This window comes from Pandoraea soli, assembly GCF_902459595.1.
Lineage (GTDB): Bacteria > Pseudomonadota > Gammaproteobacteria > Burkholderiales > Burkholderiaceae > Pandoraea > Pandoraea cepalis.
On record NZ_CABPSG010000001.1, the window covers coordinates 882,417 to 896,471 of the forward strand.

At 63.9% G+C, this 14,055-nt stretch carries 12 protein-coding genes; 4 read left to right on the top strand and 8 right to left on the bottom strand.

The window, feature by feature from the left end:
* Positions 1–98 precede the first annotated feature (98 nt).
* Positions 99–1,349, bottom strand: a complete 1,251-nt coding sequence (locus PSO31014_RS03805; RefSeq protein ID WP_150550346.1) for a BaiN/RdsA family NAD(P)/FAD-dependent oxidoreductase — start codon at positions 1,347–1,349, stop codon at positions 99–101.
* A 90-nt stretch (positions 1,350–1,439) separates the two neighbouring features.
* Between PSO31014_RS03805 and tsaD the strand changes: the two genes are divergently transcribed.
* Positions 1,440–2,471 (top strand): tRNA (adenosine(37)-N6)-threonylcarbamoyltransferase complex transferase subunit TsaD, encoded by a 1,032-nt coding sequence (gene tsaD, locus PSO31014_RS03810; RefSeq protein ID WP_150550347.1) that lies wholly within the window; start codon positions 1,440–1,442, stop codon positions 2,469–2,471.
* An 82-nt stretch (positions 2,472–2,553) separates the two neighbouring features.
* Here tsaD and folE2 read toward each other — a convergent pair whose 3' ends face one another.
* The 4 genes from folE2 to PSO31014_RS03830 all read right to left on the bottom strand — a co-directional run bounded on the left by folE2 (position 2,554) and on the right by PSO31014_RS03830 (position 6,964).
* A complete protein-coding gene (folE2, locus tag PSO31014_RS03815) occupies positions 2,554–3,363 on the bottom strand; it encodes a GTP cyclohydrolase FolE2 (protein WP_150550348.1) in 810 nt (269 codons plus the stop codon).
* 198 nt (positions 3,364–3,561) lie between these two features.
* A complete protein-coding gene (gene dxs / locus PSO31014_RS03820) occupies positions 3,562–5,478 on the bottom strand; it encodes a 1-deoxy-D-xylulose-5-phosphate synthase (RefSeq protein ID WP_150550349.1) in 1,917 nt (638 codons plus the stop codon).
* Positions 5,479–5,679: 201 nt separating this feature from the next.
* A complete protein-coding gene (locus tag PSO31014_RS03825) occupies positions 5,680–6,585 on the bottom strand; it encodes a polyprenyl synthetase family protein (protein WP_150550350.1) in 906 nt (301 codons plus the stop codon).
* Positions 6,586–6,694: 109 nt separating this feature from the next.
* Positions 6,695–6,964: an exodeoxyribonuclease VII small subunit gene (locus PSO31014_RS03830; protein ID WP_150550351.1), complete on the bottom strand. Its 270-nt coding sequence runs from the start codon at positions 6,962–6,964 to the stop codon at positions 6,695–6,697.
* A 228-nt stretch (positions 6,965–7,192) separates the two neighbouring features.
* Here PSO31014_RS03830 and PSO31014_RS03835 point away from each other — a divergent pair, with 228 nt between their 5' ends.
* From PSO31014_RS03835 to PSO31014_RS03845, 3 genes are all read left to right on the top strand, one after another.
* Positions 7,193–8,308, top strand: coding sequence for an aromatic ring-hydroxylating oxygenase subunit alpha (locus tag PSO31014_RS03835; RefSeq protein ID WP_150550352.1), 1,116 nt, complete (start codon positions 7,193–7,195; stop codon positions 8,306–8,308).
* Between the two features lie 270 nt (positions 8,309–8,578).
* Positions 8,579–9,433: a DMT family transporter gene (locus tag PSO31014_RS03840; RefSeq protein WP_150550353.1), complete on the top strand. Its 855-nt coding sequence runs from the start codon at positions 8,579–8,581 to the stop codon at positions 9,431–9,433.
* Positions 9,434–9,484: 51 nt separating this feature from the next.
* Positions 9,485–10,369 carry a sulfurtransferase gene (locus tag PSO31014_RS03845; protein ID WP_150550354.1) on the top strand — a complete coding sequence of 295 codons (885 nt, stop codon included), beginning with the start codon at positions 9,485–9,487 and terminating at the stop codon, positions 10,367–10,369.
* On the opposite strand, the gene PSO31014_RS03850 is transcribed toward PSO31014_RS03845, so the two are convergent.
* The 3 genes from PSO31014_RS03850 to PSO31014_RS03860 all read right to left on the bottom strand — a co-directional run bounded on the left by PSO31014_RS03850 (position 10,300) and on the right by PSO31014_RS03860 (position 13,890).
* Positions 10,300–11,217: a ZIP family metal transporter gene (locus tag PSO31014_RS03850; RefSeq protein WP_425494845.1), complete on the bottom strand. Its 918-nt coding sequence runs from the start codon at positions 11,215–11,217 to the stop codon at positions 10,300–10,302. The genes PSO31014_RS03845 and PSO31014_RS03850 overlap by 70 nt on opposite strands.
* 139 nt (positions 11,218–11,356) lie before the next feature.
* Entirely contained in the window at positions 11,357–12,232 is an 876-nt protein-coding gene (locus PSO31014_RS03855; RefSeq protein WP_150550356.1) for a dienelactone hydrolase family protein, read from the bottom strand.
* Between the two features lie 266 nt (positions 12,233–12,498).
* Entirely contained in the window at positions 12,499–13,890 is a 1,392-nt protein-coding gene (locus tag PSO31014_RS03860) for an NAD(P)/FAD-dependent oxidoreductase (protein WP_150550357.1), read from the bottom strand.
* Positions 13,891–14,055: the final 165 nt, after the last annotated feature.

Sequence of the window (14,055 nt, forward strand, 5' to 3'; positions counted from 1 at the left end):
CACACGCGATCACAAGCGGGCCCGCCGGAGACTCGGCTCCATCCTCGGTGCGTCGTCTCCACGAAGGGGAGAGATTATCACAGCGCAGAAGTGGCCGTCTACGACAGCGCGTCGCCGCCCGCGCGCTCAGCCTTCACGCTTTCGGACATTGCCCGCGCGCACGCCACGGCCGACGCCCACGCCCACTGGAAGTTATAGCCGCCAAGCCACCCGGTCACGTCGACCACCTCCCCGACGAAATACAGCCCCGGTTGCGTGCGCGCCTCCAGAGTCGAGGAAGACAGCGCCTGCGTATCGACACCCCCCCGCGTGACTTCGGCCTTGCGCCAGCCTTCGGACCCGCACGGCTTGAGCGTCCAACTGGAAAACGCCTGAGCGAGCGAGCGCAACGCCTTGTCCGGCAATTCCTGCACACGCGCCTGCGGCGAAAGCCCGCTGTTCGCGACCCAGGCGTCGGCCAACCGGGCCGGCACCCATTGCGCCAGCAGGTTGGCCAACTGCCGCTTCGACGTCGCCTTCGCCTCGAACAATGCAGCCTCGATGTCTGACGATGGCGCCAGATCCAAGGTGATTGACTGCCCCGGCGTCCAGAAGCTGGAAATTTGCAGGATGGCCGGACCGGACAACCCGCGGTGCGTAAATAACAGATCCTCGACGAAACGACCGGCGTCCTTTCCCTTGCCCGCACTCACTTCGACTTCCAGCGACAGGCCGGATAACCCCGCAAACGGCGCCCAGGTCGACGCGTCGAACATGAGCGGCACCAGCGCCGGACGCGGCTCGACGATCTCCAGCCCGAATTGCCGGGCGATCCGATAGCCCCAGTCCGTCGCGCCGATCTTGGGAATCGACAGGCCACCCGTGGCAATCACCAGTCGTTTGGCTGCGATATGACCTGCATCTGTCGTCAAGTGATAGGGATGAGCGCCGCCCGCGGACGTATGGGCAACGGTGTGCACGGTGCATGGCATGCGCCAATGCACGTGCCCCGTCGCGCACTCCGTGCGGAGCATGTCGATGATGTCCTCGGCACTGTTGTCGCAGAACAGCTGTCCACGATGCTTTTCGTGCCAGGCGATGCGGTGACGCCCCAGCAGATCCAGAAAGTCGCGCGGCGTATAGCGCGCCAGGGCCGATCGGCAGAATCTCGGGTTTTCGGACAGGTAATTGGCGGGCCCGGCGTTGATATTGGTGAAATTGCAGCGCCCGCCGCCTGAAATCCGAATCTTCTCCGCCAGACGTGTCGCATGATCGATGAGCACCACGCGCAGCCCAAGTTGCCCGGCCACCGCCGCGCACATCAAGCCGGCCGCGCCAGCCCCCACGATTGCTACATCGAACTTTTCCATGGCGCGCATTGTACCCGGCAGGGGTTAGGGTCGACTGGTATACTTCTCGGTTATCTCTTTATCTCGACGCCGCGCGCCTCCCCTTCCGCCATGCTGGTTTTAGGCATTGAAAGCTCCTGCGACGAAACCGGGCTCGCCCTTTACGACACCGAGGCCGGCCTGCTTTCGCACGCGCTGCATTCGCAGATTGCCATGCACCGCGAATACGGCGGCGTGGTGCCCGAACTGGCGTCGCGCGACCACATCCGCCGCGCGCTGCCCCTGGCAGAAGCCGTGCTCGCACAAGCGGGCAAGCCGCTCAGCGCGGTCGACGCGATCGCTTACACGCAAGGCCCCGGACTCGCCGGGGCGCTGCTGGTGGGTGCCAGCGTCGCGAACGCCCTCGCCTTTGCGCTCGGGCGTCCGGTCGTGGGCGTGCACCATCTGGAGGGTCATCTGCTCTCCCCGCTGCTCGCACCGGATGCCCCCGATTTCCCGTTCGTCGCCTTGTTGGTTTCTGGCGGCCACACGCAGTTGATGGAAGTTCGCGCCTTCGGCCAGTACGCCATGCTCGGCGAGACACTGGACGACGCCGCCGGCGAGGCCTTCGACAAGACCGCCAAACTGCTGGGGCTCGGCTACCCGGGCGGGCCGGCCATCTCGCGCCTGGCCGAGTTCGGTACGCCGGGACGTTACGACTTGCCGCGTCCGATGAAGCACTCGGGCAACCTCGACTTCAGTTTCAGCGGATTGAAAACCGCCGTGCTCACGCAGGTGCGCAATCTCGGCGGCAACGTCTGCGACCAGGAAAAGGCGGATCTCGCGCGAGGCTTCGTCGACGCCATCGTCGACGTGCTCGTCGCCAAGTCGATGGCCGCGCTCAAGCAGACAGGCATGAAAACGCTGGTCGTGGCGGGGGGCGTGGGCGCCAACACCCAGCTTCGCGAAGGACTCAATGAAGCCGCTCGCCGTCGAGGCTATCGCGTGCACTATCCGGACCTGGCTTTCTGCACGGATAACGGCGCCATGATCGCCTTCGCCGGCGCCATGCGGCTCAAGTACTGGCCAGACGAAGCGGACACCGAATACGCCTACACGGTCCGCCCGCGCTGGGACCTGGCCGACATCGTCCGCGGCGTCTAACGCATCACTCGGCAAACGCCCAATAAAAAACCGCTCCGAGGAGCGGTTTTTTATTGCATGCGTCGCGCGAGGCGCAGCAAGATCAAGCCACCCTGCGCTTGTCGCGTTCGATCACGGCGTAAGCGCTGTGATTATGGATCGACTCGAAATTCTCCGCCTGAAGCGTGTAGGCCACGACGCGCGGCTCATTGTTAAGACGCGTTGCCACGTCGCGCACCAGATCCTCGACGAACTTCGGGTTCTCATACGCCCGCTCGGTGACGTACTTCTCATCCGGACGCTTGAGCAGCCCCCACAACTCGCAGGACGCCTCCTCCTCCGCCATGCGCACCAGTTCCTCGACGGCGATATCGCCGTCGATTTCGGCGTCGATCGTGATGTGCGAGCGCTGATTGTGCGCGCCGTACTGCGAGATCTTCTTCGAGCATGGGCAAAGGCTCGTGACCGGCACGAGCACCTTGAGCCACACGCGCGTCTGGCCGTTGCGTACGTCGCCGGTGAGCGTCACTTCGTAGTCCAGCAAGCTTTGCACGCCCGAGACCGGCGCCGTCTTGTTGATGAAGTACGGAAACGTCACCTCAATTCGGCCGGCGTCGGCTTCGAGTTTTTCCAGCATGCTTTCGAGCATGGCGCGAAAACCCGCCACGTCGAGCGGCGCGCGATGCGCGTCGAGCAACGCCACGAAGCGCGACATATGCGTGCCCTTCTGATCGGCAGGCAGATGCACGTCGAGATTGAACAAGCCCACGGTGGCCTGCGCATCCCCATCGGCCAAACGCACCGACAGCGGATGACGCACACCGCGCACACCCACGCGCTGAATCGGGATCTGCCGGGTATCGACGGCACTCTGCACGTCGGGCATGACAAAAGCGGGGTTCATCTGATTCATCTAATTCTTCCTTCTTTGCCGGCAAGCCGACTGGGGGAGGCAATGGGCAAACGTATCCGACGCCTGGCTCGCCAGCCGCTGACAATTGTCATCGGAATCGCGCCGGAGACGCCGGCACGGTATCGGGAAAGGGCGATTCAAAACAAAACGATCCGGCATGCAAGCCGGATCGTTCGGAGGTCCAGGACTACCGGCCGCTCAGGCGACGAGCTTCGTCGTGACCTTTCCAGCGGCCTGCGACGCCGACAGGGCGGGCAGATCGAAGCGGGCACGGATCGACTTCGCGATACCCGCCGCATCGAGCCCCACGGCGGCCAGCAGCAACGCCGGGTCGCCATGATCGATGAAGCGATCGGGCAGGCCCAATTGTAGTACAGGCCGAATCTCCCCACCGGCAAGCAGGGATTCCGCCACGGCCGACCCCGCCCCCCCCATGATGCTGCCCTCTTCCACCGTGACCAGATAGTCGTGAGTTTGCGCCAGTCGTGCGATCAGTGCCTCGTCGATCGGTTTGACGAAGCGCATGTCGGCGACAGTGGCGTCGAGTTCCAAGGCAGCGGCAAGCGCCGGCGCTACCATGCTGCCGAACGCGAGAATCGCCACGCGACGTCCGGCCTCGGCTTGCCCTTCACGTCGCACGACGCCCTTGCCGATCGGCAGTGCGGTCATCGTCGATTCGATCGCCGCGCCCGTGCCTGCGCCGCGCGGATAACGCACGGCCGAGGGGCCGTCGATCTGCACACCGGTATAAAGCATCTGACGGCATTCGTTCTCGTCCGACGGCGCCATTACGACCATATTCGGAATGCAGCGCAAATAGGCGATGTCGTATGCGCCCGCGTGCGTTGCACCGTCTGCACCGACCAGGCCCGACCGGTCGAGCGCGAATACGACCGGCAGGTTTTGCAGCGCAACGTCGTGAATCAGTTGATCGTAACCACGCTGCAGGAACGTCGAGTAGATCGCAACCACGGGCTTGAGACCCTCGGTCGCCATACCGCCGGCGAACGTCACGGCGTGTTGTTCGGCAATGCCCACGTCGTAGTAACGCGTCGGGAAGCGCTTCTCAAACTCGACCATGCCCGAGCCTTCGCGCATGGCCGGGGTGATCCCCACGACACGCTTGTCGGCTTCGGCCATATCGCATAGCCAGTCGCCAAACACTTGCGTGTAGGTCTTCTTGCTGCTCGTGCTCGGCTTGATCCCTTCGGCCGGGTTGAACTTGCCCGGACCGTGATACAGCACCGGATCGGCTTCGGCCAACTTGTAGCCGTACCCCTTGCGCGTGACCACGTGCAGGAATTGCGGCCCCTTCAGATTCTTGATGTTCTCGAGCGTCGGAATCAGCGAGTCGAGGTCATGACCGTCGATCGGGCCGATGTAGTTGAAGCCGAACTCTTCGAACATCGTCGCCGGTACGACCATGCCCTTGGCATGTTCTTCGAGCTTGCGCGCCAGCTCTAGCACCGGCGGCGCCACGCTCAGCACCTTCTCCACGCCCTTCTTCGCCGCGGCGTAGAAGCGGCCCGACATCAGGCGGGCAAGATAGCGATTGAGCGCACCGACCGGCGGCGAGATCGACATGTCGTTGTCGTTGAGGATGACCAGCAGCGGCACGTCTTCATGCACCCCCGCATTGTTCATCGCCTCGAACGCCATACCGGCGGTCATGGCGCCATCGCCGATCACCGCGATGCCGAAACGATGCTCGCCCTTCGTGCGCGCACCAAGCGCCATGCCCAGCGCCGCCGAAATCGACGTGCTCGAATGCGCGGTGCCGAACGTGTCATACGGCGATTCATCGCGCTTCGGGAAGCCCGAAATACCGCCGAGCTGACGCAGCGAAGCCATGGCGTCGCGACGACCGGTCAGGATCTTGTGCGGATAGCTCTGGTGCCCCACGTCCCAGACAATGCGATCCTCCGGCGTGTTGAACACATAGTGCAGTGCAATCGTCAGCTCGACCGTACCGAGATTGGACGACAGGTGACCGCCCGTGCGCGACACGCTCTCGAGCACGAAGGCACGCAGCTCTTCGGCCAACGGTGCAAGTTGGCGACGCTCCAAACGCCGCAATGCGGCCGGGTCATCGATGGTATTTAGCAGTTCGTACATCGTCATTCCATATGTAGGCGTTCTGATCGGGCAGCCCTGCCTGGCGAGCCGGTTCCGATCTCCTGCCGGTGCGTTCTGTGGGGAGATCCGCGCCGACCCTCATTGCCCCTTGCCTGTTTCTACTGCAAACCGCCCCCCGGATCACGCGATCCTTTGCTACATGGGGCCGCCTCGAAACTTGCCTGTCCGGCGATTCGCCGGTCAGTTGATGCGATCGACCACGTAATCGGCCAAGGCACGCAGCCGATCCGCATTGCCGAGCGTCGCACTCGCCGTGTGGGCATCGGCACGCAGCTTCTCCGCGTATCCGCGCGCGCCGTCGAGGCCCATCAGCGATACGTAGGTCGGCTTGTCGTTGGCCGCGTCCTTGCCGGCCGTCTTGCCAAGCGTGGCCGAATCGGCCGTGGTGTCGAGAATGTCGTCCACAACCTGGAAGGCCAGGCCGACGGCCGCCGCATAGGCGTCCAACGCGCGCGTTTCATCGTCCGACAATGCGCGGCCGCAGATGGCGCCCATGCGCAGCGACGCACGCAACAACGCTCCCGTCTTTAGTCGATGCATATTTTCCAATTGCGACTGGTTGAGCTTGATGCCGACACTCTCCAGATCGATCGCCTGCCCTCCGGCCATGCCCAACGCGCCCGAGGCCAGCGCCAGCTCGCGCACCAGCGCGAGCGACTGTGCGGCGCTCAGGTCGCCCGTAGCTTCGCCGAGCAGCACAAACGCTTGCGTTTGCAGCGCATCTCCCGCGAGCAGACCGGTCGCTTCGTCGTATTGCACATGCACCGTCGGCTTGCCGCGGCGCAGATCGTCGTCGTCCATGCACGGCAGATCGTCGTGCACCAGCGAATAGGCGTGGATCATTTCCACGGCGCACGCGGCACGATCCAGGGCCGTCTCGCTCGCCTGGGTCACCTCGCCAGCGGCAAAGCACAACAGCGGGCGCACGCGCTTGCCGCCGCCGAGCACGGCGTAACGCATCGATTCATTGAGTCGTGCCGAGCCGCCTTCGGCGGCCTTGGGCAGCGCGGCGTCGAGCGATTGTTCCACACGGGCCTGCACTGCCTGCATCCAGGCCTTGATATTCTGATCCGCCATCGTCTTCATCCTGCACGTGCCCGTTGGGCCGTGCGTGTTATTGAGTCGCGCCGCGTTGGAACGCTTTCACTCATGTGTCGCGTGTCGCAGGTCGCCTTGCCGTATCGCCCGGCGCCGCTCAGAACGCTTCGCGCGCGGGCTCGAGCGGCTTGAGCGTCTCGCCTTCGAGCACCTTGACCTGCTGCTCCACCTTCTCGAGCAGGCCCTGGCAGTATTTCACCAGCGCGGCACCGCGCCGGTAGGCGCCAAGCGACTCCTCGAGCCCCAGCTCACCGCCTTCCATACGCCCCACGAGCTTTTCCAGCTCGGCGAGCGCAGCCTCATAGGTCTCGGGCAGGTCCTGCGGCACGTCGGGTGCCGCGTCTTGCGACTTTGCAGTCTTGGCCATAAACGCAAAATTCGGATCGAATGTTCCATTTTACGGCAAAAGCGCATCAGCTCGCAGAGCGTAAATTGCCTCAAAACCGATCGCACTGACAATTTTCGGACATTATTTAACGCAAATCATGGACTTAGCGGCCCTCAGCACCACAGACAAGGTATAATTCTCGGTTCCCCTAAATCGATTTTTCGATGGTTGGGTTGTTCACTGCTTTCAAGCTAGTCGGGAGTGGGAATGTCCAATCTGAGCAGCGCTTTGCAACTCAAACCGGCCTCGAGCCAACTGCCGGTCTACACGTATTTCGACGAGGCGCTCCTCGCCCGCGAACGTGAAGTCCTCTTCGAACATGGCCCTCGTTACGTAGGCCACGAGCTGATGGTGCCCGACGCCGGCGACTATTTTGCGCTGCCTGCCGAACAGGAAGGTCGCATGCTGGTGCGCAATGGCGCGGGCCCGCATGGCGGCATTGAACTGCTCTCGAACGTCTGCCGTCATCGTCAGGCCATCATGCTGGGTGGCCGTGGCAATGCACGCAATATCGTGTGTCCGCTCCATCGCTGGACTTACGACACGAAGGGCGAACTGCTCGGCGCGCCGCATTTCCCGGAAAAGCCCTGCCTGAACCTCGACAAGTTCCCGCTGCAACGCTGGAACGGACTGCTGTTCGAAGCGCAGGGCCGCAACGTCCAGACCGATCTTGCCCGCCTGGGCGTCAAGCATCATCTCGACTTTTCGAACTTCATGTTCGATCACGTCGAAGTGCATGAATGCAATTACAACTGGAAGACGTTCATCGAGGTCTATCTCGAGGACTATCACGTCGTGCCGTTCCATCCCGGGCTGGGCAGCTTCGTTTCCTGCGAAGACCTGAGCTGGGAGTTCGGCGACTGGTATAGCGTTCAGACGGTCGGCGTGCACGAAGGTCTCGCCAAGCCGGGCAGCCCGATCTATCGACAGTGGCACGACGTGCTGATGCGGTACCGCGAAGGCGTGCCGCCGGACTTCGGCGCGATCTGGATGGTGTACTACCCGCATCTGATGATCGAGTGGTACCCGCACGTGCTGGTGGTGTCGTGGCTGATTCCGCGCGGACCGCAGAAAACGACGAACATCGTCGAATTCTATTACCCCGAGGAAATCGCGCTCTTCGAACGCGAATTCATCGAGGCCGAGCGGGCTGCCTATATGGAAACCGCCCGCGAAGACGACGAGATCGCCGAGCGCATGGATGCCGGCCGCCGTGCATTGTTCGAGCGCGGCGTGTCGGAAGTCGGTCCGTATCAAAGCCCGATGGAAGACGGCATGCAGCACTTCCATGAGTTCTTGCGCCGCCAGATGGGCGACTTCTGAACGCTGGCGCACGAGCGCGTCTCACGGGTTGAGACGGTGAAAGTGCAAGACGCAGACACCGCCGAGCGGCCGATGTGGCGCCCGCGAGACTGAATTAAATATTTGCCGAAATTTCGAAGAACGGCGGGCCATCGGCCCGCCGTTTTCGTTAGAATCGTCGCAACGTTCTCGACATGACCGCGCGGGCACTCCATCCGCCGCACGCGTCGCCCGCGCTCGGTTCACAGCGCCTCAGCTCGCTTCTTCGCCGTCAATCGGCCCCCATTCGCCATGCAATCGCTTTGGATGTTGGTCTCCGCCTTCATGTTCACGTTGATGGGGCTATTCATCAAGCTGGCGGCAAACGAATACAACACCGGCGAAATCATCCTCTACCGCAGCCTTATCGGTGTCGTCGTTTTGCTGGTGTTGGCGCGTGCACGCGGTCACTCGATTCGAACGCGTCACTTCGGCGCCCACGTCAAACGCAGTACTGCCGGCGTCATCTCTCTCGGCCTGTGGTTCTACTCCCTGACGCAACTGCCGCTTTCCACGGCGATGACCCTCAATTACATGTCGCCGATCTGGATCTCCCTGATCGTGATGGCGACGGCGGCCATGCGCGGCAGCCTGCGGGCTGACTTCCGTCTGGTCGCCGCGATCTTTGCAGGCTTCGTCGGCGTCGCCCTGTTGCTGCAGCCGACCATCGACAGCCAAGCGTGGATCGCCGGCGTGGCGGGCGTCGTCTCGGGCGTGTTCTCGGCCATCGCGTACATGCAGGTCAAGGACCTTGGCGCAGCGGGCGAACCCGATTGGCGCATCGTCTTCTATTTCTCGCTGGGCGGAGTACTGCTGGGCCTCGGCTGGGTCGCCATCGACGGCATGCATCCACTGACCTGGCGCAGCGCCGGCCTCATGCTCGGGGTCGGCATCGCGGCGCTCATCGCCCAAACGGCACTCACCCGCGCCTTCAGTTTGGGCAACACCCTCGTCACTGCGAATCTGCAATATTCCGGCGTAATCTTCGCTACACTGATCAGCATGCTTGTCTGGGACGATTGGCCCGCGCTGGCCGGCTGGATCGGCATGCTGCTCATTGTGGCGAGCGGCATGACCGCACTGCGCCGACCGTCGGCCACGGCCTGATGCCGGGCGGTTCCCGCTGCCCGTTCCCCCACGCCCGCCTGCGGAGACGCCATGATTCACACGCACTTCACCACGCTCATCAGCCCGCAAAATCTTGACGCGCTGATGCAAACCGCCGCCGACGGCGGTGCCCCGGTGATCCTCTTCGATTGCCGATTCGATCTCGCGAATCCGACGGCCGGCGAAACGGCGTACGTCGACGGCCACCTCTTCGGCGCCTTCTACGCCCACCTCGAACGCGACCTGTCGGGAAAGACGACAGGCAAGAACGGTCGCCATCCGCTGCCCGAGCGCGACACGCTCGCCCGCCAACTTGCCGCGTGCGGATTGTCGAAGGGCCAGCAAGTGGTGGCCTACGACGCGCAAGGCGGCGTCTATGCCGCCCGCCTGTGGTGGCTGCTGCGCTGGCTCGGCCACGAGTCGGTTGCCGTGCTCGACGGCGGCCTGCAGGCCTGGGAAGCGGCTGGCCTCACGCTCGACGCCGCCCCGCCCGAAGCGCCGCCACCGGGTGATTTCACCGCAGGCGAGCCGCTCGCCACCACTGCCGACGCGGCGGCCATCGAGCGCAACCTGACGTCGCACGAGCGCCTGGTCGTCGACGCACGGTCACCGGATCGGTATCGCGGCGAGAACGAAACCCTCGATCCGATCGGCGGCCACATTCCCGGCGCGGTCAATCACTTCTTCAAGGACAACCTCGGCCCGGATGGGCGCTTCAAACCCGCCGCCGCCCTGCGCGAAGCGTTCGCGCAAGTCATCGGCAAGGACCGCCTGCCTGAGCGCGTCATCTCGCAATGCGGCTCAGGTGTGACGGCTTGCCACAATCTGCTGGCGATGGAGGTCGCGGGCCTTCATGGGGCCAGCCTCTATGCGGGGTCGTGGAGCGAGTGGTGCGCGGACAAGCGTCGTCCGGTCGCCACCGGCGCCCAGCCGTAAGCCCCGCTGGCACCTGCCAACGACATCGCCAGAGCGCTGCTGGGGGCGTCATGGTCGCGACCATGGGCGTGCTCGTGATCGTGGCCGTTGAGCCACACCACCAGCGCCAGTCCCACCGCGATCAGCAAGATCTGGGGCAGCGCGTCGCGCGGCGACGTGCGGCGTTGCATCTGCGGCATCAGGTCCGATACGGCGATATAGATGAAGCTGCTTGCCGCCAGCGCCAACAAGTACGGGATCAGGCTCTGAAGACGGTCTAGCATGAAGTAACCGAGCACACCGCCGGCCAGCGCCGTCAGACTCGAGGCCAGTGTCAGCACCAGCGCCTTGCGGCGCGGGAAACCGGCGTTGAGCAGCACCATGAAGTCGCCCAGCTTGTGCGCCACCTCGTGGACCGTAATCGACACCGTTGCCGCAAGCCCGAGGCGTGGATCGGTGAGGAACGCCGCCGCGATCACGACGCCATCGGCGAAGTTGTGAATCGCGCTGCCGACCAGAATCATCCAGCCGCCCTTGCCTGCTTCATGGGCGTCGTGCCCGTGCTCATGGTGATGCCCGTCGCCCTCGTGATGATGGCTATGGCGCAGCAGCGCCAGCTTCTCCAGAAGGAAGAAACCCAGCAAGCCGCCCAGCAGCCAACCGGTGATGACGTGTGCATCGACATGCGACTCGAGGCTTTCCGGCAGCAGGTGCAGCAACGCCGTGCCAAGCAGCACGCCCGCCGAAAAGCTGACCATCTTGTCGATGAGCTTCGAGAGCAGGCCGAGTGACAGCGACGCGGCGCCGACAAGGCTCAGCACGCCGGAAGCCAGTGTGGCGATAACGATGAATAGAAAGATGGCGTCGATGGTGATTCTCCCGCAGGCAAGGCGGCGATTTAACCAGCTTTTCCCGTGACAGGCAAACCGTCGGCTCGCGAAGCACAGTGGCGTACCGCCCCACCGATGGGCTCAATGCCCCCGCCAGCCGGCCCGCAACATCGGCGGCTCACGCCACGCCGTGCTTGTGCAACCAGTCCAATGCCAATGTCCAACCTTCCTTCGCGTCGGCTTCGACATAGCTCGACCGGTAATCCGCGAAGAAGGCATGCCCCGAATTCGGAAATATTTTCAGCTTCGAGGCTCTCGACGCCGCATCGCCCCGCGCAAGGGCCTCGCGTGCCTGTTCCACGCTTGTCACGGGAATGCCCTGGTCCTTGCCACCGTATAGGCCGAGCAGCGGTCCGTGCAGCTTGCCCGCGATGTCGATCGGCTGGCTCGGGAAATCGGGACTCCTGTCACCGACGATGCGCCCGTACCAGGCCACCGCCGCCTTCACCTTGGGATTGTGTGCGTCGTAAAGCCAGGCGATGCGTCCGCCCCAGCAGAAGCCGGTAATGGCGATACGCTTCTCGTCTCCGCCATTGGCCAGCGCCCACTTGAGCGTTGCGTCGATGTCGCGCATCACCTGTTCGTCCGGTGTCTTGGCGACGATCTGCGACTGAATCTCGGCAATCGTGCCCAGCGACTGCGGATCGCCCGCGCGCGCAAACAATTCCGGCGCGACCGCCAGATACCCGAGTTTGGCGAAACGTCGGCAGATATCGGCAATATGCTGATGCACGCCGAAGATCTCGGAGACCACGACGATGGTCGGTAGATGCGTCTTGCCCGCGGGCTTCGCGTAGTAGACCGGCATTTTGATGCCGGGCACGTCGAGCAGGGTTTCGCCCGCGTCCAGCCCTTGCGTGTCGGTCGTGATGGTTTCGGCCGCCACCGGCAGCACGGCCAGCGCAAACGCCGACCCGACGGCGGTCTTCAGAAAATTGCGCCGGTTGCTCGGCGCCACTTCGGGCACAAGACTATCCAGATCCGCTTGCGACATGTCGTACTCCAGGGAAACACGTCAGTAAAGGCATGCCGGGGAGACCACCAACGGAAACGTCGGGATGCGCCACCGCCCCGGGGCCGGACGTTGGGATCTTACTAGAGTGAAGATGCGCTTGCACTCGGACGCCGGCGCGACGGCGATCGGAACCCTCCGAAACGGGTACCCGCCGCCACAGCGCAGGCCGCCTGACACCCGGTCAGGCCGCGAACCCGTGCGGCCTCTGACCAGCGGCAAAACGTCAACCCAGCGTCAGCGCAGCGTCAGTGCAGCTTCACGCGCGGCACGGTCGAACGACGAAGGCGATTGGCAACGGTATCGAGCATCATGCGCCAGACCCCATGCAACGCCGCCACGTGCATGCGATAGAGCGACGTATACATCACCCGCGCAAACAGCCCTTCGATGAACATGCTGCCGCCGATGAGCCCGCCCATCAGATTGCCCACCGCGCTGAACTTGCCCAACGAGACGAGCGAACCGAAATCGCGATAAGTGAACGTCGGCAGGCTTTGCCCGTTGAGCCGGGCGTCGATTGCCTTGACCAGGAAGCTCGCCTGCTGGTGCGCCGCTTGCGCGCGCGGCGGCACGAAGCCGTGCTCCGGCCATTCGCAACTCGCGCAGTCGCCGAACGCGAAGATATCCGGATCCGACTTGCTTTGCAGCGTCGGCAACACTTCGATCTGGTTCAGACGATTGACGGCAAGCCCCAGTTGTCCCAGCACCGGCGGCGCCGTAATGCCCGCCGACCAGACCGTGATGTCGGCCGGCAGCACACGGCCCCCGGTCGTCGTGACTTCATTCTTGCGCACCTCGGCGACCGAATCGCCACACAGGATGTCGACGTCGAGCTTGCCCAGCAACCCGGCCACCGCTCCCGATACACGCTCCGGCAGCGCCTTCAGAATGCGAGGACTCGATTCGATGATGGTGATGCGCACGTCCTTGCGCGGATCGAGCTTCAACCCGTAGGAGCGCAACACTTCCGCCGTGTTGCGCAGCTCCGCCGACAGTTCGACCCCGGTCGCACCGGCGCCCACGATGACGAGGTTGACCTTGGGGCGGCCTTCGGCCTTGGGGGCGGGCGCAACCGCCGTATCGGGCGGCACGTCATGATCGCCTTGCGCGACCGGCGCCGCCAGCGTGCTCGGCGACGGCGCTTCGGCTTCGTTCTGCGCGCGCACGCAGGCGGCCATCAGCCGACGACGGAAGCGCTCGGCCTGCTCGACGGTATCGAGTGCGATGGTATTTTCCTGAGCGCCGGCCACCCCGAAGAAGTTGGTCGTGCTGCCGATGGCGAGCACAAGCGTGTCATACGCCAACGTGCGCTCGGGCAGCAAATCGCCCTCGCCTTCGTCGGCGGCCGCAGGCACCGCCGCCAGCCGGATCGTCCGGTTCGCGCGATCCAGTCCGATCATTTCGCCCGCCGCGAACTCGAAACGATGCCAGTTGGCCTGAGCGACATAAGAGAGTTGATGCGTTGCGGTGTCCATGACACCGGCAGCGACCTCATGCAACAGCGGCTTCCAGATGTGCGACAAGGATCGGTCGACCAGCGTCACCTGAACGTCCTTGCCACGCCCGTACTTGTCGCCCAGTCGGGTGACAAGCTCCAGACCGCCGGCGCCGCCGCCGACCACAACGATACGATGCACACTCACAATAACTCCCCGTGCTTGGAAAACCGTCCGGCCGGTCGGCATTTGCCGCGCCGGCGATAGCGATTACCTTACCGCAGAGTGCGGAGTTCGGGTATGGCTGTCACCCTATTCCCGCTATTGAGCCATGCGATACGGGCCGACAGCGGCGTCGGCCAAGGC